Raw genomic sequence first — 23,857 nt, 5'->3', positions numbered from 1 at the left:
AACCTCCATAACAGCGTTATTGGCCGCGGTTACTGGTATAACACTGTTATGAGAGGTGTGCAAGGGTGAGCGAAGAAATTCGTCGGCAGTTGATCGAAGCCGGCATCGTGATCCTTGAGCGCGACGGTCTCCAGGCGTTGACTGTGCGCAAGCTCGCCGCCGAAGTCGGCACCTCGACCATGGTCGTGTACACCCACTTCGGGTCGATGACCGGTGTTGTCGAGGCACTTTCGGGCGAGATCTTCGCGCGGTTCGGGGCGGCCCTGGCCGCCGTACCGCACACCGATGATCCGGTGGCTGACTTCTTCTCGATGGGTGCCGCCTACCGCCGGTTCGCGCTGAAGAAGCCGCAGCACTACCAATTGATGTTCGGCACGGCCGTCCCCGCGTCGTTGTCGAGCTGCCGCACGGATTTGACGGTGACCGGGCATGCGACGTCACGCGACGCGTCGTTCCAGACGCTCTGTGAGTCGGTGCGCCGGATGACCGCTGCCGGCCGCATCCGCGATGACGGCGAAGCCGCTGTCGCAGGACGGATTTGGAGCATCTGCCATGGGGCAGTGATGCTCGAGATGGCGGGGTTCTTCGGTACCGAAGGCCACGGCCTGCGGGATATCCTCAGTCCGCTGACCGTCGATTTCCTCGTCGGAATGGGTGACGAACGCGAACGCGCCACCGCATCACTCGCCACCGCGGCTGCCGCCCTGGTGGCGAGTGGCCACCTGTGAGCTAGGCGAACCCGCCGTCGGCGCGCAGGATGGACCCTGTCGTGAAGCTGGACGCGCCGGACATCAAAAATAGTGCGGCACCTACGATTTCGCTGGGCTGGCCCGCTCGCTGCAGGGGCAGGGAGTGGAAGGCGTTCGCCGTGTCTTCGCCCCAGGCCTTGCTGACGTCGGTGAGGAACGGGCCGGCCATCAGGGTGTTGACCCGCACCGTCGGGCCGAACGCCTTCGCGAAACCCTCTGTGAGAGTGTTCAATCCGGCCTTGGCCGCGGCGTAGGGCAGCATGTACGCATCCGGGCGCAGCGATCCCGACGAGCTGATGTTGATGATCGACCCGCCACCGTCGGCCACCATCCTTTCGCCGACCAATGCCGACAAGCGGAACGGCCCCTTGAAGTTCAGGTTCACCACCGCGTCGAAAAGCTTCTCGGGGACCGAGCCCAGCGACTCGTACAGCGGGGACATCCCCGCGTTGTTCACGAGTACGTCGACCTTGCCGAAGCGCTCGTACGCGGCGTCGACCAGACCGTCGAGCTCAGCCCAGCGTCCGACGTGCACCTGGTGTGCCAGTGCGGCTCGTCCGGTCGCCGCGACGATCTCGTCGGCAGTGGACTGACACGACTCCAGGTTCCGGCTGGCGATGATGACGTCGGCGCCGCAGCGGGCTGCGGCGAATGCCATCTCCCGGCCGAGCCCGCGGCTGCCCCCGGTGATCAGAACCACCCGGTCAGTGAGGTCGAAGAGTTCGTCGGCATACCCCATGGCTTTATGGTGACACGGTGCAATTGCTTCTGATCCGCCACGCCCTTCCGCTGCGCAGCGCGCCCGGCGAGGGCGCCGACCCCGACCTGTCGGAGGAAGGCATCGCGCAGGCGATGCGGCTGCCCGACGCCCTCAAGCGGTACCCGATTGCCAGGCTGATCAGCAGCCCACAGAAGCGCGCCGTCCAGACTGGTCAACCGGTGGCCGACGCGCTCGGGCTGGCCATCGAGGTCGACGACCGGCTGGCCGAGTACGACCGGGACATGGAGCAGTACATCCCGATCGAGCAGATCGCCGCCGAGCATCCGGAGGAGATGGCCCGGCTGATGACCGGTCATCTCCCCAGCAGTGTCGACGAAGAGGCGTTCCTGGCGCGCATCACCGAGGCCGTCATGGACATCGCGAGCGAGGCCGAGGCCGACGACACTGTCGCGATCTTCAGTCATGGCGGCGTGATCAACGGCCTGCTGCATGACATCGTGCCGACCGAGCGCATCCTGTCGTTCCAGGTCGACTACACCGGGATCACTCGGCTGCTGGCCTCGCGCAGCGGCCGGCTGGCGGTCGCCGGAGTGAACAGCGTCGAACACGTGTGGGACCTGCTGCCGAGAAACCAGCGGTGGTAGACACATTGGGTGACCAGTCTCGACGGCCTTGACCTGACTGCCCTTGACGCGCATCTGCGCGAGATCGGGGTGGCCCGCACCGGTGAGCTGCGCGCCGAACTGATCGCCGGGGGCCGGTCGAATCTGACGTTCCTGGTGTTCGACGACGCCGCCAAGTGGGTGCTACGACGGCCGCCGCTGCACGGCCTCACGCCGTCGGCGCACGACATGGCCCGTGAGTACAAAGTCGTTGCGGCACTTGAAGGTACGACGGTGCCGGTGGCCCACCCGGTGACGATGCGGGGCGACGACTCGGTGCTCGGTGCGCCGTTCCAGATGGTCGAATTCGTGCCCGGTCGCGTGGTGCGGTACTCGGCGGAGCTCGACGCGCTGGGGGACCAGCAGGCCATCGATGCGTGTGTGGACGCGCTGATCAAGGTGCTCGCGGACTTGCATGCCCTGGACCCCGAAGCCGTCGGGCTCGGGGACTTCGGGAAGGCCAACGGGTACTTGGAACGGCAGGTGCGGCGCTGGGGTTCGCAGTGGGATCTGGTGCGGCTGCAGGACGATCCGCGCGACGCGGACGTGCGCCGGTTGCACGGCCTGCTGGCCGAGAAGCTGCCGCCGCAGAGTCGCAGTGCGATCGTGCACGGCGACTATCGCATCGACAACACCATGCTCGACGCCGTCGACGCCACCAAGGTGCGGGCCGTACTGGACTGGGAGATGTCGACGCTGGGCGACCCGTTGTCGGACGCCGCATTGATGTGCGTCTACCGGCACCCGATGTTCTCCATGGTGCATTCCGACGCGGCCTGGTCCTCGGACAAGATTCCGCCGATGGACCAGCTGGCCCAGAAGTATTCAGTGGCCGCTGGGCAACCGCTGGACCATTGGGAGTTCTACCTGGCGCTGGCGTATTTCAAGCTGGCGATCATCGCCGCCGGCATCGACTTCCGCGCCCGGATGGCTGCCGGTGAGGCCGGCCACGACGACCCGGTCGGGGAAGCCGTCGCACCGCTCATCGCCGCCGGACTGGCTGTGCTGTCTTAGCGCGAGCGTGCGTGTCTGCCCGCGACACTCCGTGAATTTCGTGCGGGAGCGTCGCGCTCGCAGCCGTTGAGTGAGACGTTCTTGCACACCGGGGGCGGCGTGTCGGGGGCAGACACGCACGCTCGCGGGAAGTGATTTAAAGCCCGGCTTTGAGGTTCTTCTTCGCGGCTAGCCGCAGTTGCAGGATCCGGGTCGTGGCGACCGCGAAGGTCAGCAGGCCACCGGCGATGGCCGCGAGCAGGATCGTCACACCCAGCTGCACCTGGTGCAGTTTCCAGCCGAGTAGGACGATGTCGACCGGGGTGTCGTTCTGGATGACGAACACCAGCAGCAGGATCAGAATCAAGAAACCGAGGACCAGCGCCGTCCACAGCGCCGCGGTGCGGGTGAACTTCACCGCCGATTCGGGTGTCTTGGACTTCTTGGCGGGCGCCGAGCCCGACTTGGGGGACTTGGGCTCCGGCGGTTCGGCGTGGGTAGGCGCGGCCTTGTGTGTCGCGTCGGTCGGCTCGGGGGTCGACGCGTGATCGCTACTCATGCGGTCCATCTTGACGGTTATGTGGGCTGGATGCCGGGAACTGCGGCACCAATTTTCGAATAACGCTAGGGTCGGCCTCAGTGCACGACGCCGAAAGGACGTTCGGATGGACTTTCGGGGAGCCGGGGTGGGCGCTGCCGCACCCCGCAGACTTCTCGCTGCTCTGGCCCTGCTGTGCGCTGTCCTGCTGGCCGGGTGCGGCAGTGCCAATCCCCTCGGCGGAGGCAGCATCTCGGGTGATCTCAAGTCGATCGTGGTCGGGTCCGCCGACTTCCCCGAGTCGAAGATCATCGCCGAGATCTATGCACAGGCGTTGGCAGCCAACGGCTTTACCGTCGCCAAGCAGTTCGGCATCGGCAGCCGCGAGACCTACGTCCCTGCGGTGAAGGATCATTCGATCGACCTGATCCCCGAATACACCGGCAACCTGCTGCAGTACTTCGACCCGAAGACCACGGCCACTGCCGCCGATGACGTCGAATTGGCGCTCGCCCGTGCCCTTCCGGGGGATCTGTCGATCCTGACTCCCTCCCCTGCCGCCGACACCGACACCGTGGCAGTGTCGGCGGAGACCGCCAAGAAATGGAATCTGAAGACCATCGGTGATCTGGCCCGGCATTCAGCTCAGGTGAAATTCGGTGCGCCATCGGAGTTTCTGCAACGGACCGAGGGCCTGCCCGGATTGAAGGCCAAGTACGGCCTCGATATCGCGCCGGCCGACTTCATCGCCATCAGCGACGGTGGGGGACCGGCCACGGTCCGTGCGCTGGTGGACGGAACCGTCACCGCGGCAGATATTTTCAGCACCTCACCGGCCATCGTGCAGAACAACCTGGTGGTGCTCGACGATCCGAAGCACAACTTCCTGGCCGCCAACGTGGTGCCGCTGGTGGCGTCGCAGAAGAAGTCCGATCTGCTGAAGACGGTGCTCGACGCCGTCAGCGCGAAACTCAGCACGAAGGCCCTGATCGACATGAACACCGCGGTGTCCGGCAACGGTGGCGTCGATGCGGATCAAGCTGCGAAGAAATGGGTGCAGGACAACGGGTTCGACAAGCCGGTGGGCCGATGATCACGTTCGACAAGGTCACCAAGAGCTACGGCAATGCCGTCGCCGTCGACGAGCTGAGCCTCGAGATCGCCGAGGGTGCGCTCGTGGTGTTTGTCGGGCCGTCCGGTTGCGGCAAGACCACATCCATGCGGATGATCAACCGGATGATCGACCCCACCTCGGGGACACTGACCGTCGACGGTGCCAACGTTGCCACCGTCGACCCAGTGAAGCTCCGGCTCGGCATCGGCTACGTGCTGCAGAGTGCCGGGCTGATGCCGCACCTGAAGGTGGTGGACAACGTCGCGACGGTGCCGGTTCTCAAAGGCGAATCCCGCCGCACCGCAAGGAAAAAAGCGCTAGGTGTTTTGGAGCGCGTCGGGCTCGACGTCAAGTTCGCCGACCGCTACCCAGCCCAGTTGTCGGGCGGGCAGCAGCAGCGGGTCGGGGTGGCCCGGGCGCTGGCCGCAGACCCTCCGATCTTGTTGATGGACGAGCCGTTCAGCGCGGTGGACCCTGTCGTCCGTGAAGAGCTGCAAGCCGAAATCCTGAGGTTGCAGAGCGATCTACGCAAGACCATCGTCTTCGTCACCCACGACATCGATGAGGCGGTCAAACTCGGCGACCGGGTCGCGGTGTTCGGGCCTGGCGGCAGCCTGCAGCAGTACGACGCGCCACAGCGTCTGTTGTCCAACCCGGCCAACGCATTCGTCGCGGGGTTCGTCGGTGCCGACCGCGGCTACCGCGGTCTGCAGTTCCGCGACACCGACGGACTCCGGCTCCGCGACATCCGCACCGTCGCCGAGCCGGCGGTCGACGCGTTGGAACTGACCGACGGCCAATGGGCCTTGGTGGTCAATGCCGACGGCAGCCCGTACGCGTGGATCAACGCCCACGGCGTGGGCCTGCACCGCATCGGAAAGTCCTTGTACGACAGCACCATCGCCGGCGGCTCTCTGTTCCGGCCCGACGGCACCCTGCGACTGGCGCTGGACTCGGCGCTGTCGTCGCCGTCCGGTCTGGGTGTGGCGGTCGACGCACAGGGGCGCGTGGCCGGCGGCGTGAGCCTCGACGACGTCATGGCATTGGTGAAGAATCACCGGAATCTCACGGGCCCCCAATGCGATACCTGCTGACCCACCTCGAGACCGCGTGGGTGCTCACGCAGATTCACCTGCGGTTGGCGCTGCTGCCGCTGCTGATCGGGGTGCTGATCGCCGTGCCGCTGGGTGCCTATGTGCGGCAACGGCCGCGGCTGCGCCGGTTCAGCACCGTCACGGCCAGCATCGTGTTCACCATCCCGTCCCTGGCGCTGTTCGTGGTGCTTCCGCTGATCATCCCCACCCGGATTCTCGATGAGGCGAACGTCGTGGTCGCCCTGACCCTCTACACGGTGGCCCTCTTGCTGCGGACGGTGCCCGAGGCGCTCGACGCCGTGCCGGCGGACACCCGTGAGGCGGCCACCGCCATGGGCTATCGGCCCCGCACCCGGCTGTTGAGAGTCGAACTGCCGCTGGCCATTCCGGTTCTCACCGCCGGGATGCGCGTGGTTGCCGTGACGAACATCTCGATGGTGTCGGTGGGGTCTGTGATCGGCATCGGCGGGTTGGGTACCTGGTTCACCGAGGGCTATCAAGCGGACAAGAGCGACCAGATCGTCGCCGGCATCATCGCGATCTTCGTGCTGGCGGTGGTGGTCGACATGGTGATCCTCGCCGCCGGCCGGCTGGCCACCCCGTGGCTCCGGGCGAAGGCTCCGGCATGAATTTCCTGCACCAGGCCCTGGCCTACATCTTCACCGCAGCGAACTGGACCGGCCCGGCGGGGTTGGGCATGCGAATGCTGGAACATCTCGAATACACCGGCATCGCGGTGCTGTGCAGCGCACTCGTCGCCATCCCGGTGGGCATGTACGTCGGGCACAGCGGTCGCGGTACGGCCCTGGTGGTCGGTGGCGTCAACGCCCTGCGCGCACTGCCCACCCTCGGCGTCCTGCTGCTCGGCGTCCTGCTGTGGGGCCTGGGCCTGCTGCCCCCGACCGTCGCGCTGATGCTGCTGGGCATCCCACCGCTGCTGGCGGGGACGTACGCCGGGATCGCCAACGTCGATCCCGTGGTGGTCGACGCCGCTCGCGCCATGGGGATGACCGAACGTCAGGTGTTGCTGCGCACCGAGGTACCGGTCGCCATGCCGCTGATCGTGGGCGGCCTGCGGACCGCGACGCTCCAGGTGGTGGCTACGGCGACCGTCGCCGCGTACGCCAGTCTGGGCGGGCTGGGCCGGTTCCTGATCGACGGCATCAAGGTGCGCCAGTTCTATCTGGCGCTGGTCGGGGCCCTGTTGGTCGCCGTCCTCGCCCTCGCGCTGGACGCCGTCTTGGCGCTGGCTGTGCGGGCATCGCGGCCCGGTCCGTCCTCCAGTTGCAATCGTGACTACGAAGGCGGGCTTCCGTCGCCTACGGTAGACGGGTGAGCGCAGCCCAGTCCGATGCCAGCCCCAACGCTGCTGAACCCGCCTGGCCGGCGATTCTGACCTGGCGCGCGCAGGATGTATCGCGCATGGAATCGGTCCGGGTCCAGTTGTCCGGCAACCGAATCAAGGCCTACGGCCGGATCGTGGCCGCAGCCAACGACATACATCCGGCGTTCAGCGCGTCCTATGACCTGGTGACCGACGAGAGTGGCGCAACCAAACGCCTGTCGCTCACCGTCACCCTCGCGCAGCGCGAACGGCAGCTGTCCATCGCGCGCGACGAAGAGAACATGTGGCTGGTGCAGGATCACCAGAACCAGGCCCGCCGGGCGGCCTACAACGGGGCGTTGGACGTCGACGTGGTCTTCAGCCCGTTCTTCAACGCGCTGCCCATCCGGCGTACCGGGCTGCACCACCGTGCGGCGGCGGTGTCCTTGCCGGTCGTCTACGTCCGGGTGCCCGACCTGACGGTCGAACCGGTGACCATCAGCTATGCCAGTGCCGGCCCCGGCCAGCCGATCAAGCTGGACTCACCCGTTGCCGACACCTCGATCACCGTCGACGACGACGGCTTCATCCTCGACTACCCCGGACTGGCAGAGCGGATCTGATCACTCCACCGGCCCGTCCCTGGGCAGCCAGCTCCTCGCGCCAGCCGTCCGCCCCGATGGTCGTCGCGATGATCTCGGGCCGGCGGAAGCTGTCGTAGCGGACGCGAGCGGCATGGCCACTCTCGACCAGTTCAGCCACGGATTGGGCCTCTACCAGCGACGACCGGGCTTGGCTCAGCAGGTCAATGGCCCGGTCCAGCATGACCGTCAGCTCCGCGGCGTTGGCCTCACACATGGCCCGGACCAGGTCGGGTCCGGTGGCCGCCACCCGGGTGCCGTCCCGGAACGACCCCGCGGCGAGGGCGAATGCCAGCGGAACCTCGCCGGCTGTCACGGCCAGCGCCTCGGCCAGCAGGTGCGGCAGATGCGAGATGGCAGCGGCCGCGGCGTCGTGTTCGTCGGAGCGGGCCGGGACGATCGCCGCGCGGCAGTCCAGCGCCAGGTGCATCACCTGGGTCCACACCTGGGGGTCGACGTGGTCGTCGACGCTCACCACCCACGGCGCACCGACGAACAATTCGGCGGTCCCTGCGGCCCAGCCGGAATGCGCGGTGCCGGCCATCGGGTGGCCGCCCACGAAGTTATCCAGCAGTCCGTACTGCTGAACCTGTTCCAGCACATTGCCTTTGACGCTGACAACATCGGTGAGCGGGCAATCCGGGGCGGTGTCCCGGACGTGCTCGAGCATGATCGGCAGCGCGGGCACCGGCACCGCCAGGACGATGAGCGCTTCACTCAAGGCGGCGCGTTTCAGGGTGGCGGTGAGGTCCTCGGTCGCGTCGAATCCGTCGGCCGTCGCGCTCTTGACCGCCTCGATCGAGCGGTTGTACCCGAAGACTTCGCGGCCTGCGGCCTGGCCGGCACGCATCAGCGAACCGCCGATGAGCCCCAAACCGAGCACACACACCGGAGTTGTCACCTTCCAAGGTTTGCACATGGCCCGGGTCGGGTACATACGGGACCGCTGGTCAAGTGGCAGAGTGCGGACTAGCGTTGTCCGCATGGGAGTACAGCGCGCGCAGGCACAGCAGCAGGTTGCCGATCTCCCCGACGGCTTCGGTGTCGCGGTCGTGCGGGAGGACGGCGCCTGGCGCTGCGTCCCGCTGAAGCGGACCGCGCTGGTGGATCTGGCCGCCGCCGAGACCGAACTTCGTGAACTCCGCTCCGCCGGTGCGGTTTTCGGACTGCTGAACGTCGACGACGAATTCTTTGTGATTGTCCGCCCGGCCCCCTCCGGCGCTCGGCTGCTGCTGTCGGATGCCACCGCGGCGCTGGATTACGACATCGCGGCGGACGTGCTGGAGAAGCTGGACGCCGACCTGAGCCTGGAAGAGCTCGAAGAAGACGATCCCTTCGAGGAAGGTGACCTCGGGCTACTGGCCGACCTGGGCCTGCCCGAGGCGGTTCTCGGCGTCATCCTCGCCGATGACGAATACGCCGACGAACAACTCAGCCGCATCGCCCAGGAGATGGGCTTCAACGACGAACTCGTGGCGGTATTGGACAAGCTGGGGCGGTGAGCGGCGCTGATGAACGGCTGATCCGGGCTGCGCTGGAGGCTGCCGAACTTGCCGGTGCCGACGACGTCCCGATCGGCGCCGTGGTGTTCTCGGCAGACGGCGTCGAGCTGGCCCGGGCGGCCAACGCTCGCGAATCCCTGGGTGACCCGACCGCGCACGCGGAAATGCTGGCGCTGCGCGCCGCTGCCGCGGTCCACGGCGACGGCTGGCGGCTCGAAGGTGCGACGCTGGCCGTGACGGTCGAGCCGTGCACCATGTGCGCCGGCGCGCTGGTGATGTCCCGCGTGGCCCGGGTGGTGTTCGGGGCGTGGGAGCCCAAGACCGGCGCCGTCGGCTCGCTGTGGGATGTGGTCCGGGACCGCAGGCTGACGCACCGACCGGAAGTGCGTGGCGGGGTGCTGGAGGCCGAGTGTGCGGCGCTGATGGAGCAGTTCTTCGCTCGTCAGCGCACGTCAGGGCTCGATTAGGGCGAGACAGCCCCTGGCCGGTAAGCTGCCACACGGTGGCGTGTCCGAGCGGCCTAAGGAGCACGCCTCGAAAGCGTGTGTGGGGTAACCCCCCACCGAGGGTTCAAATCCCTCCGCCACCGCCAGTGAGCCCCTCACCTGTTAGCCCAGGTGAGGGGCTTTTTTGTGGGTGATCGCGGGCCTGCGTGCGCGCACAGGCGCACAGATCGCAATCTGGATATTTCGGCGATCTGGCCACACGCTCGCCACTAAAAGTCCCTGAGTGCAATCGTGATTGCGATGCGGTGGTGGTTATTGCGCTCAGGGACCTCTGAAGCCCGCAAAAAGTACCTGGGCTCAATCACGGCAGCGCGGGCGCCCCGTGATTGACGCCAGGAATTTCTCGGGAGTCCCTGGCCGAATTTCTCTCCGGCGAGCAGAGTCTGCCGGTGGCGCCGAGTGCGGACTGAGGTCACCGTTGATGGCCGCCGGAAATCACAAAGGCCAGGCACCCATCGGGTGCCTGGCCTTCGAGATGAGGATTAGCGGCCGAAGTTGAAAGCCGATCCGGTGTTGAAGTTGGAACCGCCGACCGGGGTGGCGACGCCGGCACCGGAGTTGGTGCTGGTGCTCGCACCGTCGGGGCCGATCTGGCTCGAGCCACCGGTGTTGAAACCGCTGCCGCCGACTGGGGTGCTGACCGCCGCGCCGCCGTTGGCGCCGCCACCGACGGTCGGGATGAAGTCGGCCGGAGCCGGCATGGCGAAGTCGTTGGAGGCACCGGCGTTGAAGCCGCTGCCGCCGACCGGGGTGTTCACTGCCGCGCCGCCAGCGGCGTTGGCGCCGCCGCCGAAGGTCGGGATGAAGTCGGCCGGGTTGGGCACGTTGAAGTCGGTGGCCGCGCCGGTGTTGAAGCTGCTGCCGCCGAGCGGGGTGTTGATCGCCGCGCCGGTGTTGCTGTCGAAGCCCGCGCCGCCGACGCCGGCGTCTGTGCCGGTCGCGGTGTTGAACTCGCCGCCACCGAGCGGGGTGTTCACGCCCGCGCCGCCACCTGCGTTGCTGGCGGCGTCGAGGGGCTGGAAGAACGGGTTCTGCATGCCGAAGCCCGCGCCGCCATCTGCGTTGCCACTGCCGACCGGGGTAGCGACCGCGGCGCCGGTTTCACCGGAAACCTCGTCGTCGGCCCACGCCGGGGCGGTGACGGCGAGTGGGGCCAGCGTGAGGGCTGACGCCGCAGCAAATCCGATCAAACGTCCTGAGTTGCGCATTAGTGATACTCCAATCGTGGTTCTCTCGCGTATGGCCGCTGGGCCCTACTAGGTCGTACTCGGTTCCTCCGACCACTACCCTGATATCGACGGCCGCGGCGCATCCGTTACAGCAGTGAACCAGCTGGTTAACGCATAGTGATTTGCCAAGCGTCTCGATTTGGTCACTTATCGTGGCAAGGATGTGCTGTGCGATGTTCGCTGAGAGGCCGTCCGCTATTCGGAATGCAGGACTGCGGACTCGTACCACTGACACAGTAGCAGGGCCATTTCGACGTCCAGCCTGTCGTCGCCGAGCGGCCGGCCGCGGCGTTCCAAAGCCCGCCCGACGCGATACTTGACGGTGTTGAAATGCACCACCAGCTCGTCGGCCGCGGCGGTGTAGCTACCGCCGTGCCGCAGGAACACCTGCAAGGTCTCGCGCAGACGGGCGTCGTTGGTGCTGGGCCCGGCCAACGGGCCGAGGACGGCGTGGACGAACTCCCGCGCGTCGTCCTGGTTCTCGCCCATCAGTGCGGCTGCGGCGAAGCCCGGGGCATCGGCGGCGGTCACACCGGTCAGGTTGGCCGTCACCGCGACGCTGTGCGCGCGAAGGGCCTGCCGGTGCGACCGGCGGAAACCGTCGACGCTCGGAAGTGGAGTGCCGATCGCGACGGCGGGTGCGTCGGGGTGGGAGTCCGTGAACTGCCGCAGCTGTGCCGACGCTCCCGGTATGGTTTCGCCGGACAGTGGCAGCCAGCCCCAGCCGGTCCGCTGGTCGACGGCCAGAAAAAGTGGACTGCCTTGTGTGCCAACATGATCGGCGGCTGCGCGTAGGAACTGTTCGAGCTTGGCCAGCGCGTCGTCGTGGGGGATGGCACGTACCACTGACTGCCTGTCTTCTCCGGGCCACCACAGCACGACGGCCAGATGATGGCGCCGCATCGGATAGCGGATCGCGGCCGTCACGGCCTCGGGGTCGGAGTCGTTGCCGGACAACACTTCCCGTACCCGGAGTGCCTGAGTGCTGTTCCGGTTGGCCAGCCAGCGATCGCGCTCGTCCTCGTAAACGGCGACGACCTGCTGTGAGATCCAGTCGATGTAGCGGAACGTCACCGACGTCAGGCGCTCGAAGATCGCCAGGCTGGTCTGCGGCGCGAAGCCGGCTCGGTTGATCTCCTCGCTCGCGACGTCGAGTACCAGCGCGTGGCCGATGCGATAGGCCCGGGTGAGCGCGTTCATCGGCACCCCGCGCTGCGCGAGCCGACGGGCGTACTCCAGCGCGGCGGTCGGCGCTTCGATGTTGTCCAGAGATATGTCGTAGCGCAGTGCGTGGAATATGGTGTCCACGTTGCCGGCGACGCTGGCGCGGAGCAGTTCGATGATCTCGGAATCGCCGCGGAGTTCGGTGATATCGCTGGCCAGGCGGTGCCCGACGGAGCGCGCCACCTCGGCCTGGCGGGCGATGAGACGGGCCATGATCGTGGTGTTGGCCTCACTGACCGCCGGATCCATGTGCCGACTGTAGGGCCAATCTTTGTGCTGAGCGAACAAATCCGCCGACAAAGTTGATCTGCGCAGAACGGGGTGTCGCAGGCCACTCGATTTCTATCGTTGTGACATGAATCTCGCCTCCCTGCCTGACCGCCGGGCCGCCGCGGCGCCGCACGCGCCAGCCGTCGCTGACGACCACACGGACCTCGACAACGCGGCCTTCCTCGACGCCGTCCAGCGCGCCGCCGGGGCACTGTACCTGCGCGGCGTGCGCGCCGGCGACGTCGTCGGCATCATGCTGCCCAACCGCGCGGCCTTCGTGGTGACGCTGTTCGCCACCTGGCGCCTGGGCGCCGTCGCCACACCCATCAGCCCGACGCTGGTGCCTGCCGAGGTCGCCTACCAGGTGGCTGACGCCGGCGCCGTCGCACTCGTCGTGGATCGCGACGTCGACTCCGAGGTTCCGGTATTGCACGTCGACGACATGGGTGGCGAGCCTCGGACCGCCGAACCTGTGGTCGGCGATGACGATGACTTGGCCCTGCTGATCTACACCAGCGGCACGACGGGCCGCCCCAAGGGCGTCATGCTCGACCACGGCAACGTCAATGCCATGTGCGCCATGGTGATCGCAGGATTTGAACTGTCCGAGTCCGACCACAGCTTGCTCATCCTGCCGCTGTTCCACGTCAACGGCATCGTGGTCAGCGTGCTGTCGCCGCTGCTCGCCGGTGGACGGACCACCATCGCCGGCAGATTCAACCCGGCCACCTTCTTCGAACGCCTCGAGGCCAGCCGCGCCACCTACTTCTCCGCGGTGCCAACGATTTACACCATGCTGCTGGGTCTTCCTCCGGAGGTACGGCCCGACACCTCGGCCGTGCGGTTCGCCGTCTGCGGCGCCGCGCCCGCCAGCATCGAGCTGCTGGAGGGATTCGAAAAGCGTTACGGCATACCCTTGGTCGAGGGTTATGGGTTGTCAGAGGGGTCGTGCGCCAGCACTGGCAACCCACTCGGCGGGCCGCGCAAGGTGGGCACCGTCGGAATTCCCTTGCCGGGACAGGAAATTCGCATCGTGGACGTGGCCGGTGCCGAAGTTCCGCAGGGCCAGCTCGGTGAAGTGGTCATCAAGGGGCCCAACGTGATGCGCGGTTACCTGAACCGCCCCGAGGAGACCGAGAAGACCCTGAAGGACGGCTGGCTGCATACCGGCGATGTCGGGCGGTTCGACGAGGACGGCTACCTGGTCCTGGTCGACCGGGCCAAGGACATGATCATCCGCGGCGGCGAGAACATCTATCCCAAAGAGATCGAGACCGTCGTCCACCAGGTGGCCGGGGTCGCCGAGGCCGCCGTCGTCGGACGGGCCAGTGGCCTGTACGGCGAAGAACCGGTGCTGTTCGTCTCCGCGCATCCGGGAGCCGAAATCGACATCGACAACATCGCCGCGCACCTGAAGGCATCACTGTCGAAATACAAACTGCCCGTGGACATCACGGTGCTCGAGACGCTGCCGAAGAATCCCGTCGGCAAGATCGACAAGCCGTCCCTGCGCAAAACCCTCACCACCACCGAACCGCGAATCTAGCCTGATACCGGCAAAGGAGCTCACGTCATGGGATTCATCGAACCGACCTTGCCGAAGGTCGACCTGGAGGAGTTTCTCCGGATGCCGCTGCGGGAGCGGCTGCGCATCATGTGCCTGAAATGGGTGGACGAGGGCTACGGCGCACCGCGCATGATCCACGTCCTGTACGTCGTCAAGCTCGTGTTCTTCTACGCGATCGGTGGCGTGGCGATCGCCACCTGGACGTCGCACCTGCCCGCGTTCTGGCACGTGTCGCAGTGGTGGAACCAGCCGATCGTGTACCAGAAGGTGATTCTGTGGACCGTCCTGCTGGAACTCATCGGGTTCGCGGGCTCCTGGGGTCCGCTGGCCGGCAAGACCAAGCCGATGACGGGCGGGTTCCGATTCTGGGCCAAGCCCAACACCATTCGGCTGCGGCCGTGGAAGGCAGTGCCATTCACGAACGGCGACCGGCGCACCTGGTTCGACATCATCGCGTACCTGGCCCTGATGGCCACCGTGTTCGCCGCCATGGTGCTGCCCGGGGTGCCCAGCGAATCACTGTCGAAGGCCTTGCCGGACAACACTTCCGGACTGGTCAACCCGGCCCTGTTCGTTGCGCCGATCATCCTGTTCGTGCTGATCGGGCTGCGGGACAAGACGATCTTCCTGGCCGGCCGCGGTGAGCAGTATCTGCCGGCGCTGATCTTCTTCGCCACGCTGCCGTTCGTGAATATGATCATCGCCGGCAAGCTGCTGATCGGCACGGTCTGGATCTGGGCCGGCGTCTCGAAGTTCGGCCTGCACTTCACCAGCGTCATTCCGCCGATGGTGAGCAACAGCCCCGCGATTCCGTTCAAGTGGCTCAAGCGGGCCCACTACCGCAACTTCCCTGAGGACCTGCGTCCGTCACACCTCGCCACTTTCATGGCGCATGGACCGGGCAGCATCGTGGAAATCGCTGCGCCGCTGGCACTTCTGTTCTCGCCGTGGCCGTGGCTGTCGATCGCGGCCGCCGCCATCATGGTCAGCTTCCACCTGTTCATCATCTCGACATTCCCGCTGGCGGTGCCGGTGGAGTGGAACGTGCTGTTCGCCTACGCCACCATCTTCCTGTTCTTGGGCTTCCCCAATGGGGACGGCTACGCGGTGTGGGATATGAACCCGGGCTGGCTGGCCATCGTGCTCGCCGCGGCGCTGTCGTTCTTCCCGATCCTGGGGAACCTGCGCCCTGACCTGGTGTCGTTCCTGCCCGCCATGCGCCAGTACGCCGGCAACTGGGCCTCGGCGGTGTGGACCTTCACGCCCGGTGCCGAGCAGAAGCTCAACCGCGTGACGCGGTCGTCGCCCAACTCTGCCGACCAGTACGTCGAGTTCGGCTGGGACCCGATCACCGCCGAGGTTTTCACTCAGCAGGTGACGGCGTGGCGGGCCATGCACAGCCAGGGACGCGGCCTGTACTCCGTGCTGCTGACATGCCTGCCCGACATCGACACTCGCGTGGTCCGCGAAGGCGAGATGTCGTGCAACACCATCATCGGCTTCAACTTCGGCGACGGTCACCTGCACAATGAAGATCTGATCCGGGCAATCCAGTCCGAGGCGCAGTTCGAGCCGGGCGAGTTCGTCATCGCCTGGGTCGAATCGCAGCCGATCCACAAGATGACTCAGGAGTACAAGGTGATCGATGCGGCACTGGGCGTCATCGAGCGCGGCACCTGGAACGTGAAGGACCTTGTCGACGAGCAGCCGTGGCTGCCCAACGGGCCGATCCCGCTCAACGTCACCTGGCGGCGTGCCACGGTCAGCCACTGATGAGCACCGCGGTTGTGGTCGGCGCCGGGCCCAACGGGCTCGCCGCCGCCATCGCCTTGGCTGCCACGGGGGTCGACGTCACGGTGCTGGAGGCCGCCGACCGGATCGGCGGCGGCATCCGCTCCAGCGAGTACATCCTGCCGGGCCTGGTGTTCGACGATTGCGCCGCCATCCACGTGATGGCCGCCGGCTCGAAGTTCATCGCGGACCTCGGCCTGGACCGGTATGGCCTGCAGTGGAAATGGACCGAGATCGATTGCGTCCACCCGCTCGACGACGGTTCCGCCGGGGCCCTCTACCGCTCGGTCGAGACCACCGCGACCGGGCTCGGGGTCGACGGGTCGCGCTGGCGGATGCTGTTCGGCGGACCGTCGCGCCGGTTCGACACCGTGTCCGAGGACATCATGGGACCGCTGCTGCGGGTGCCGCGGCATCCGCTGGGGCTGGCCCGGTTCGGCGCGCCGACGGTGCTGCCCGCCGCCGCACTGGCCCGCGTGTTCCGTACGCCGCAGGCCCGCGCGCTCTTCGGAGGCGTTGCCGCGCACACCTTCCAACCGCTGCACCGCCCGCTCACCTCCGCGATCGGGCTGGGCATCATCACCGCCGGGCATGCCAACGGCTGGCCGGTGGCCGCCGGGGGATCGCAGTCGATCACCGACGCCTTCGAAGCGGTGCTGACCGAGCTGAGCGGCAAGATCGAGACCGGCGTGCGGATTACCGCGGCATCGCAGTTGCCGCCCGCCGACATCACCATGTTCGATCTGTCACCCACCGCCGTCGCCGGCATCCTGGGGGATCGGCTGCCTACACGGGTGCGCCGCGCCTTCGATCGATTTCGTTACGGCCCAGGCGCTTTCAAGGTCGACTTCGCGGTGGAGGGCGATGTGCCGTGGACCAACACGGCGGCGCGCCAGGCCGGCACCGTCCACCTGGGCGGTGACTTCGCCGAGATCGCCGCGACCGAACGGGATATTCATGCGGGCCGGATGCCGCAGCGCCCCTTTGTGCTGGTGTTTCAGCAGTACCTGGCTGACCCCCAACGTTCGGTCGGCACCATCAACCCGGTCTCGGCCTATGCCCATGTGCCGGGCGGCTACGGCGGCGACGCCACCGCGGTGATCATCGCGCAGATCGAGCGGTTCGCTCCCGGGTTCCGCGATCGCATAGTCGGGCAGGCCGTCCGGTCGACCACCGAAATGTCCGTCTACAACCCCAATTACGTCGGCGGTGACATCAACACCGGCGCCAAGGACATCCGTCAGCTGGCCTTCGGCCCGCGAACCACGTTGTCGCCGTACACCATCGGCGTCCCCGGGATGTACATCTGCTCGGCAGCCACGCCGCCGGGCCCGGGGGGACACGGCATGTGTGGCGCCAACGCCGCTGCTGTGGCACTGGCTCGGCTCGCCAGGTAGCCCACGCTGTTAGCTCATCAGAAATTCTGGTGCGTCAGCAGCAGCTGCAGGGTTTCACGAAGGTCGGCCAGGCGCCGTTGGCCCAGAACCTTCCGCCAATCAGCCTCGATCGCAATGGCGTTGGTGCGCATCACTGCCAGTGCCTTCCTGCCTAGCGGGGTGAGCTCGATGAGCAGCGTCCGGGCGTCGGAGGGGTCGCGGGTCCTGGTCACATAGCCGTGCGGCTCCAGAGCGCGGATTGCCTGGGCCACGGCCTGCCTGGTGACGCCGAGGTGGTCAGCCAACATCGAGGCATGCAGCGGGCCGCCGGCCAACGGCACCAGCGCGACCGCCTGCGCCGGCCGGATGCCCGTCAGGCCGGCATCCTCGAATGCGGCCCGCAACCGTGGTGCGGCGAGGCCCGCGACCATGTGCAACATGGCGGGCGTAGTCGGCCGCCAGCCGGTATCAGAGGATGCATCCGCCACCGACTGAGTGTCCCACCAACTGTTAATTGACAAGTTACTTGTCAATTGATTGGGGCGAGTGCACGATGTATGACATGTTCCAGTCTGTGCGACAGGCCTTGTTGGGCGTGCTCGTTGTCGGCGTGGTCGCGATGATCGGCGGTTGTGTCGGCGGACAACACGCAGCGGGTGCGCCGGAAAGCGGCATACCCGTCGGCCAGTCGAGCCACTCGGTGCAGGCAGGCGGGCTGACCCGGACCTTCCACCTATACCGGCCGGCCGGGCTTGGCGGCGCGGCCCCGTTGGTCGTGATGCTGCACGGCGGCTACGGTGACGGCGCGCAGGCCGAGCGTGCCTACAACTGGGACGGCCAGGCCGATGCCGGCCGGTTCCTGGTTGCCTACCCCGACGGCATGGATCGCGCATGGAACGCCGGAACCTGTTGTGGCGTACCGAAGAAACGCGATATCGATGATGTCGGGTTCATCACCGCGATGGTCGCCGCGATCCAATCGCAGGTGCCCGTCGACGGTGCACGCATCTATGTCACCGGCATGTCCAACGGCGCCATGATGGCGCTGCGCCTCGGCTGCCAGACTGACCTGTTCGCTGCCGTGGCTGCCGTCGCGGGGACACTGCTGACCGACTGCTCGCGAGCCGTCCCGACCTCGCTGCTGCAGATTCACGGCACGGCCGACGATCGGGTGCCCTTCGACGGCGGGCCGGGCAAGGCGAAGACCATCGCCGGCGCGCCGAATGTCGACGGACCGTCGGTGCCCGCGGTCAATGCCACGTGGCGCGGCATCAACGGCTGCGGGGCGCCCGCGACGTCCACGGCCGGCACCGTGACAACGCAGACCGCGGACTGTCCCGGTGGGCGCACCGTCGAGCTGATCAGCATCGCCGGTGCCGGCCACCAATGGCCCGGCGGGGTGCCGAGCCCACTGGCGCAACGGCTGGGCGACCTGCCGCCGCCGTCGACCGCGCTGAACGCGACCGACACCGTCTGGCAGTTCTTCGCCGCGCACCCGCGCTGAGTCCGGCGCAAATATACGGATTGTCGAAAAGTCACCCGAAAAATCCCCGGATTGTCCGAGCGTCGCTGATGTGTCCTGGCGCACACTGAGGCCGTGACCGCCGACGGTGAGGTGAGATGAGTCGACAATGGCGGGTCGCCCTCGCCCAGGCCAGTCCATTACAGGGCGACGATCCGGTGGCCGAGCTGGCTGCCGACCTTGCGACGATCCTCGCAGAGCGCCCGGGCACCCAGATGGTGGTGTTCCCCGAGATTCACCTGCTGGGTGCGAGCGACGGCGACGACGATCTTCGGGCCTATTTCGACGCTGTGGCCGAGCCGCTCACCGGTCCGCTCGTGCAGGCCCTCGCCGCAGTGGCCGCGGACGCCGGCGTCTGGCTGGTGCCTGGTTCGATCGCCGAGCGCGGCGAGGACGGCCGGGTGTACAACACCGCTGTCGTCTTCGATCCCGACGGTCGTTTGGTCTCGTCGTATCGCAAAGTGTTCCCCTGGCGCCCATATGAGCCGTGGGCGTCTGGCGCCGGTTTCACGGCCTTCGACGTGCCTGGTGTCGGCCGGATGGGCGTCAACATCTGCTACGACAGCTGGTTCCCCGAGGCAACCCGGCAGATCGCGTGGCTCGGTGCGGAGGTCGTCTTCAACATCGTCAAGACGACGTCCGACGACCGCGAGCAGGAGCTGGTCCTCGCCCGCGCCAACGCGATCGCGAATCAGATCTACTTCCTCAGCGTCAACGCCGCCGGGCCACTCGGGCGAGGGCAGAGCATCTACGTCGGACCGGAGGGTGAGGTGCTCGCTCAGGCGGCCCACGCCGAGCCGGAGGTCACGTATCTGACGATCGACCTCGACCGGGTGACCGCGGTGCGGACCAACGGCACCGCCGGGGTCAATCGGGTGTGGGAGCAGTTGCACGCCGATGATGACCCGATCGATCTGCCCGCCTACGGTGGCCAGCTGGTTCACCAGCGGTGGCAGCCCCAGTATGTAAACCCCGAAGGACGCTCATGACCGAAACAGCCCAGCAGCCCGTCGAGGCCGGCCACCTCAACGCCACACTCGGCTTGGGCGGCGTGACGCTGTTCGGCCTCGCCTATATGGCGCCGATCATCGTCCTGGGCATCTTCGGCGTGATCGCCGAGGCGTCCGCGGGGGCCAGTGCCGGTTCGTATCTGCTGGCCACCGTCGCAATGCTGTTCACGGCCGCGAGCTACGCGAAGATGTCGGTGCACTATCCGGTTGCGGGCTCGTCGTACACCTATGTCCGCAAGGCCCTGGATTCGCGGCTCGGATTCTTGGTCGGCTGGACGATCCTGCTCGACTACCTGTTCCTGCCGCTCGTCATCTGGTTGATCGGCGCCGCGTACCTCACCGGTGAGTTTCCGTCGGTGCCGGCGTGGGTGTGGATCGTGGTGTTCATCGTCGTGACGACCGCGCTGAACATCATCGGGCTCAAGGTGGCAGACAAGGCCAACCTGGTTCTGATGGCTCTGCAGTTCCTGGTGATCGCACTGTTCGTCGGTTTCGCGGTGGCTCATATGGTGTCCCACCATGGCGGTGGCTCGCTGCTGTCCGTCACTCCGTTCAGCGGTACCGGTGGCTTCCCCGCGATCGCCGCGGGCGCGGCCATCGCGGCGTACTCCTTTCTCGGGTTCGACGCCGTCAGCACGCTCACGGAGGACACCAAGGATCCGCAGCGCAACATCCCGCGCGCGATCATGCTCGTCGCTCTCGTCGGCGGGGTGGTCTTCGTGGCGGTCGCGTACATCCTGACGCTGGTACAGCCCGGCGGCACATTCTCGAACGCCGATTCGCTGGCCGCGGACACGGCGCGGACCATCGGCGGGGCGCTGTTCGCCGCGTTCTTCGTGGCCGGGCTGATCATCGGCCAGTTCACCTCGGGCCTGGCAGCGCAGGCCAGTGTGTCCCGGTTGCTGTATGCCATGGGCCGAGACTCGGTGTTGCCCAAGCGATTCTTCGGCCGGCTCTCGCGGCGGTTCTTCACGCCCGTCTTCAACATCGTGCTGTGCGGGCTGATCGGGCTGGGTGCGGTGTTCCTCAGCGTCGCCACGTCAACGTCGTTCATCAACTTCGGGGCGTTCACGGCTTTCACGCTGGTGAACGTGTCGGTGATCGGCTACTTCGTGCGGCATCGCGGCGAACAACAACTGAATCCGCTGACGTACGTGGTGATTCCGTTGATCGGCGCGGTCGTGGACGTCTACCTGCTCACCCAACTCGGCAGTGCCGCACTGATTCTCGGGGTGATCTGGATGTGCGCCGGCGTGGTGTATCTCCTGGTCCTCACCCGTGGCCTGCGCGTCCCGCCGCCGGAGCTGTCACTGGCTGAGTAGGCGTGCGCTGCTGTCGGCCCAGTGGGGCGCAGCGGACGTCGAAGCGTTGCGCGACGGTGTCCAGCGTGCGTTGCAGATGCGGGCGGCGACGGTGGTGCGTGGCCAGGAACTGGGCCATCCCCAGGAGCTGACGCGGCGCTGGGTACCACCGCGCGATGTCGAGCCCGCAGTCGCGAAATACCTTGGTGGGCAGGGTATCTGTCATGAGGCTGAGGTTGTGCAAGGCCAGCGTCATGATCGTGTGGGGAAACGCCGCGTTGCATTTGCGGCGCAACTCGATCATGTCGAGTTCGTAGAGCGGCACCTCCGTGAGTTGGTCTGTGAACATCAGATGCGGCAGGAAGTAGCCCATGTACGTTGTCAGATGCAGGGTCGCCGCCCGGGCATTCAACGACAGCACCCGGCCGCTGGGCGAGGTGTAGGGCTCGTACGGGTGTGAGCGCTTCAGCAGGTAGCCGGTGCAGTTGACGATCCAGCTGTCCGGGTCGATCTCCCGGACCGCGCCAGTGCGCAGTTGCAGTTCGGTCCGTCCGTCGCGGTCGACGGCGTCCACGAAATGGTCCATCACGATGTCGTTCAGGCCGTCGGCGATGGCGTCGCGCTCCGCTGTCGACAGCAGCCCGAGGAGGAAGTTGCCGGTGCGAGGCGTCACCCAGACTCCGCACCGCTCACGCCAGCGGCGTGCGACCTCGTCTTCGTTGGTGCCGTCGAACAGTTGGGTCACTTCGTCGACAAAGGCATTGAAGGTCACCCCACCCCACCACCGCTTGCCGCCGGTGGGGAAGAGGAGGTCACGGTGCGCGAAATACGTGCCCGAACCCGCCAGCAGATTCACTTCGCGCCCGGGGTGCCGGGTGATGAGTGCCAGGGCGGTGTCCATCGCGGTCTTGCCGCTGCCGATCACCCACACCGGAGCACGGCTGGCATCGATGTCACCGGTCCGCATATTGCAGTAGTTCGGCGACACCGAGCGGACGCTGGTGCTGGAGACCGGCAGCGGGTCGTTCGGTTCCACATCGGAAGCGCCGGCCTTGATGAGGCGGTTGGCTTCCACGGCCATGCTGCGCCCGTCGTCGGAAACACATTGGATGCGAACAACACCGTCGGCTTCGGCGTCCGATTGCATTGTCCAGCCGTAGTATTCGTCCACCGTGAGGCGGTGCCGCAGCACATCCAGGCAGTGGTCGAAGTGTGCCAGCACCTCGTGTTTGGTGGCCAGGTGGGATGGTTCGGCGCCCAGCGTCCACCCGATGTTCCCGACGGTGAAGAACGGATGCGGCTGGTGCAACCGGACGTAGTCGTACGTGTCGACCCACATGCCGCCCGCGCGGTGCCGCCGGTCCAGGAGGATGACGCGCTGTCCCGGTGACAGGTACCGGGAGGTCGTGAAGAGGGCATTCAGGCCGGCGATCCCGGCCCCTGCGATGCAGACGTCGCAACGCTCGATGGCGGCGCTCACCGGTGCGATCCAGTCGTGGTGATGACCATGGGACCTCCCTTGTCGTTGACCTGAGAATCCGGCATCAGTTCCGGTGGCGCATCAGCTGATCGGCGTATTTGGTGCTACTACAGCGAGATGGCCAGCAGCGCCCGGACGAGCTCGGCCTGGCGATGGGTACCGGTCTTGTCGAAGATGTGTTGAACGTGGGTTCTCACGGTGCCGGCGGATAAGCACATGCTCTCGGCGATCGGCTTGATCCCGTCGCCTTGCATGAGCCGGATGGCTACCGCGGCTTCCGCCGTCGTCAGCCCGTACAGGCGGCGCAGCAGGTCGCCGTCCGGCTGCGGGTGCTGCTCGGGATCGAGGATGAGCACCAGGGCCCGCGATTCGGCGAGTGGAGCCGTCACATGCTGGAACGGCAGCACGTGAATGACGTACGGGCGCAGGCCGGATGGTCGCGGGCACAGCAGCGAGGTGGTGCCCCGAACCACCGCCCCGGCCTGTCCGAGTGCGGCGTTGATGCCGTGCCGCAGCGCCGCGTCCGCGGGTGGATGCGCGAATGCGAAGGATCCGTCACGGATGGTCAGGCCGTCGCGGCCACGGATGATGTTCTCCGCGGCCGTGTTCAGGTATCGCACCGATAAGGCGCAGTCCATGACGGCCATCCCGATCCGGGTCACGTTGTTCATCGCCGACGAGATGTTGTGGATCTGGTGGGTGGCCTCGCTGAGGTCGTGCTGGATGCGCAGCGCGCGCTGGAAGTGTGGCACCAGCGCCTCGGCCAGTTGGACGCGTTCGGCGGTGTCGAACGGCTCGGCACGTTTCTCGGTGGCCACGACCCAGGTGGACGGCTGGGGCCCGTCTGTGAGCCGGACGAACAGCCCGTCGTCGAGTCGGTGCGGCCGCATCCAGTCCATGTGGAACTCGGCGTTCGGCTGCAATGCGGTCAGTTCTTGGCTGGCGCGCACCTGCCCGACGGGCCCGGCCTCGACTGCCTCGAGCAGGTAATCGATGTGGCGGTAGTAATCCGTGTACTCGGCGAGGGCGTCGGCAGGGATGGTGACACTCTGGGGCGCCCGGCTCACGGCGTCGGCGACCACGAGGGCGGACCCGCCCGTCGCCCCGAAAATGGTGTGAAGTTCGGCCATGGTCGCGGCCCATCGTTCGGGTTGGACCGCGGAATCGTAGATCGACGAGACTACGCGTGAAAACGTCTCGACCGTGACCACGGCCGATACTCCCGACGATGCGTTGTGCTCAC

At 66.8% G+C, this 23,857-nt stretch carries 24 protein-coding genes and 1 tRNA gene; 17 read left to right on the top strand and 8 right to left on the bottom strand.

The genetic code is table 11. From position 1 onward, the window contains the following. Positions 1–65: 65 nt before the first annotated feature. On the top strand, positions 66–728 hold the full coding sequence (locus ACX12F_RS27050) for a TetR/AcrR family transcriptional regulator (protein WP_459367312.1): 663 nt from the start codon (positions 66–68) through the stop codon (positions 726–728). Between the two features lies 1 nt (position 729). Here the strand turns inward: ACX12F_RS27050 and ACX12F_RS27045 are convergent, their stop codons facing one another. Then, positions 730–1,488 carry an SDR family NAD(P)-dependent oxidoreductase gene (locus ACX12F_RS27045; RefSeq protein WP_459367311.1) on the bottom strand — a complete coding sequence of 253 codons (759 nt, stop codon included), beginning with the start codon at positions 1,486–1,488 and terminating at the stop codon, positions 730–732. A 17-nt stretch (positions 1,489–1,505) separates the two neighbouring features. Between ACX12F_RS27045 and ACX12F_RS27040 the strand changes: the two genes are divergently transcribed. Next, complete coding sequence (locus ACX12F_RS27040; protein WP_459367310.1) at positions 1,506–2,114, top strand: histidine phosphatase family protein; 609 nt, start codon at positions 1,506–1,508, stop codon at positions 2,112–2,114. 9 nt (positions 2,115–2,123) lie between these two features. After that, a complete protein-coding gene (locus ACX12F_RS27035; RefSeq protein WP_459367309.1) occupies positions 2,124–3,146 on the top strand; it encodes a phosphotransferase family protein in 1,023 nt (340 codons plus the stop codon). A gap of 136 nt (positions 3,147–3,282) precedes the next feature. Here ACX12F_RS27035 and ACX12F_RS27030 read toward each other — a convergent pair whose 3' ends face one another. Continuing rightward, complete coding sequence (locus tag ACX12F_RS27030) at positions 3,283–3,684, bottom strand: lipopolysaccharide assembly protein LapA domain-containing protein (protein ID WP_459367308.1); 402 nt, start codon at positions 3,682–3,684, stop codon at positions 3,283–3,285. A gap of 106 nt (positions 3,685–3,790) precedes the next feature. On the opposite strand from ACX12F_RS27030, the gene ACX12F_RS27025 reads away from it, so the two are divergent. Genes ACX12F_RS27025 through ACX12F_RS27005 form a run of 5 tightly spaced genes read left to right on the top strand, consistent with a single transcriptional unit; the run spans position 3,791 to position 7,818 of the window. Next, a complete protein-coding gene (locus tag ACX12F_RS27025; protein WP_459367307.1) occupies positions 3,791–4,756 on the top strand; it encodes an ABC transporter substrate-binding protein in 966 nt (321 codons plus the stop codon). Further along, entirely contained in the window at positions 4,753–5,871 is a 1,119-nt protein-coding gene (locus ACX12F_RS27020) for an ABC transporter ATP-binding protein (protein ID WP_459367306.1), read from the top strand. The genes ACX12F_RS27025 and ACX12F_RS27020 overlap by 4 nt, the downstream gene beginning before the upstream one ends. Further along, complete coding sequence (locus ACX12F_RS27015; protein WP_459367305.1) at positions 5,856–6,500, top strand: ABC transporter permease; 645 nt, start codon at positions 5,856–5,858, stop codon at positions 6,498–6,500. The genes ACX12F_RS27020 and ACX12F_RS27015 overlap by 16 nt, the downstream gene beginning before the upstream one ends. Beyond that, positions 6,497–7,207, top strand: a complete 711-nt coding sequence (locus ACX12F_RS27010) for an ABC transporter permease (protein WP_459367304.1) — start codon at positions 6,497–6,499, stop codon at positions 7,205–7,207. The genes ACX12F_RS27015 and ACX12F_RS27010 overlap by 4 nt, the downstream gene beginning before the upstream one ends. Continuing rightward, on the top strand, positions 7,204–7,818 hold the full coding sequence (locus ACX12F_RS27005; protein WP_459367303.1) for a putative glycolipid-binding domain-containing protein: 615 nt from the start codon (positions 7,204–7,206) through the stop codon (positions 7,816–7,818). Before ACX12F_RS27010 ends, ACX12F_RS27005 begins: the two co-directional genes overlap by 4 nt. Here ACX12F_RS27005 and ACX12F_RS27000 read toward each other — a convergent pair. Next, on the bottom strand, positions 7,781–8,725 hold the full coding sequence (locus tag ACX12F_RS27000) for a prephenate dehydrogenase (RefSeq protein ID WP_459370524.1): 945 nt from the start codon (positions 8,723–8,725) through the stop codon (positions 7,781–7,783). The two genes, ACX12F_RS27005 and ACX12F_RS27000, sit on opposite strands and share 38 nt — an antisense overlap. A 94-nt stretch (positions 8,726–8,819) precedes the next feature. Between ACX12F_RS27000 and ACX12F_RS26995 the strand changes: the two genes are divergently transcribed. From ACX12F_RS26995 to ACX12F_RS26985, 3 genes are all read left to right on the top strand, one after another. Continuing rightward, complete coding sequence (locus tag ACX12F_RS26995) at positions 8,820–9,338, top strand: tRNA adenosine deaminase-associated protein (RefSeq protein WP_133426136.1); 519 nt, start codon at positions 8,820–8,822, stop codon at positions 9,336–9,338. Then, positions 9,335–9,805: a nucleoside deaminase gene (locus tag ACX12F_RS26990; RefSeq protein ID WP_459367302.1), complete on the top strand. Its 471-nt coding sequence runs from the start codon at positions 9,335–9,337 to the stop codon at positions 9,803–9,805. The genes ACX12F_RS26995 and ACX12F_RS26990 overlap by 4 nt, the downstream gene beginning before the upstream one ends. 34 nt (positions 9,806–9,839) lie before the next feature. Then, positions 9,840–9,930, top strand: a tRNA-Ser gene (locus ACX12F_RS26985). A 396-nt stretch (positions 9,931–10,326) separates the two neighbouring features. Here the strand turns inward: ACX12F_RS26985 and ACX12F_RS26980 are convergent. Then, positions 10,327–11,052, bottom strand: a complete 726-nt coding sequence (locus tag ACX12F_RS26980) for a hypothetical protein (RefSeq protein WP_459367301.1) — start codon at positions 11,050–11,052, stop codon at positions 10,327–10,329. A 216-nt stretch (positions 11,053–11,268) separates the two neighbouring features. Further along, positions 11,269–12,546: a PucR family transcriptional regulator gene (locus tag ACX12F_RS26975; protein ID WP_459367300.1), complete on the bottom strand. Its 1,278-nt coding sequence runs from the start codon at positions 12,544–12,546 to the stop codon at positions 11,269–11,271. Positions 12,547–12,652: 106 nt separating this feature from the next. Between ACX12F_RS26975 and ACX12F_RS26970 the strand changes: the two genes are divergently transcribed. The 3 genes from ACX12F_RS26970 to ACX12F_RS26960 are packed head-to-tail and all read left to right on the top strand — an operon-like array spanning position 12,653 to position 17,322. Beyond that, positions 12,653–14,113, top strand: a complete 1,461-nt coding sequence (locus ACX12F_RS26970) for a class I adenylate-forming enzyme family protein (protein WP_459367299.1) — start codon at positions 12,653–12,655, stop codon at positions 14,111–14,113. 27 nt (positions 14,114–14,140) lie between these two features. Then, on the top strand, positions 14,141–15,907 hold the full coding sequence (locus ACX12F_RS26965) for a DUF3556 domain-containing protein (protein ID WP_459367298.1): 1,767 nt from the start codon (positions 14,141–14,143) through the stop codon (positions 15,905–15,907). Next, positions 15,907–17,322: a phytoene desaturase family protein gene (locus tag ACX12F_RS26960; protein ID WP_459367297.1), complete on the top strand. Its 1,416-nt coding sequence runs from the start codon at positions 15,907–15,909 to the stop codon at positions 17,320–17,322. The genes ACX12F_RS26965 and ACX12F_RS26960 overlap by 1 nt, the downstream gene beginning before the upstream one ends. Positions 17,323–17,339: 17 nt before the next feature. Here the strand turns inward: ACX12F_RS26960 and ACX12F_RS26955 are convergent, their stop codons facing one another. Further along, a complete protein-coding gene (locus ACX12F_RS26955) occupies positions 17,340–17,741 on the bottom strand; it encodes a MarR family winged helix-turn-helix transcriptional regulator (RefSeq protein WP_459370523.1) in 402 nt (133 codons plus the stop codon). Positions 17,742–17,863: 122 nt separating this feature from the next. On the opposite strand from ACX12F_RS26955, the gene ACX12F_RS26950 reads away from it, so the two are divergent. The 3 genes from ACX12F_RS26950 (at position 17,864) to ACX12F_RS26940 (ending at position 21,155) form a co-directional block, all read left to right on the top strand. After that, positions 17,864–18,805, top strand: coding sequence for an extracellular catalytic domain type 1 short-chain-length polyhydroxyalkanoate depolymerase (locus ACX12F_RS26950; protein ID WP_459367296.1), 942 nt, complete (start codon positions 17,864–17,866; stop codon positions 18,803–18,805). 116 nt (positions 18,806–18,921) lie between these two features. Next, positions 18,922–19,812 (top strand): carbon-nitrogen hydrolase family protein, encoded by an 891-nt coding sequence (locus ACX12F_RS26945; protein ID WP_459367295.1) that lies wholly within the window; start codon positions 18,922–18,924, stop codon positions 19,810–19,812. Beyond that, positions 19,809–21,155, top strand: coding sequence for an APC family permease (locus tag ACX12F_RS26940; protein WP_459367294.1), 1,347 nt, complete (start codon positions 19,809–19,811; stop codon positions 21,153–21,155). Before ACX12F_RS26945 ends, ACX12F_RS26940 begins: the two co-directional genes overlap by 4 nt. On the opposite strand, the gene ACX12F_RS26935 is transcribed toward ACX12F_RS26940, so the two are convergent. Next, on the bottom strand, positions 21,106–22,614 hold the full coding sequence (locus ACX12F_RS26935) for an NAD(P)/FAD-dependent oxidoreductase (RefSeq protein ID WP_459367293.1): 1,509 nt from the start codon (positions 22,612–22,614) through the stop codon (positions 21,106–21,108). The genes ACX12F_RS26940 and ACX12F_RS26935 overlap by 50 nt on opposite strands. Positions 22,615–22,721: 107 nt before the next feature. Further along, the gene (locus ACX12F_RS26930; protein WP_459367292.1) at positions 22,722–23,744 is read right to left on the bottom strand and encodes a helix-turn-helix transcriptional regulator; all 1,023 of its coding nucleotides are present in this window, start codon (positions 23,742–23,744) and stop codon (positions 22,722–22,724) included. Between the last annotated feature and the right edge of the window lie 113 nt (positions 23,745–23,857).

The organism is Mycolicibacterium sp. HS_4_1 (assembly GCF_054515875.1).
Note: the sequence above shows the minus strand (reverse complement) of the source record. Positions and strands in the feature narration are given on the sequence as shown.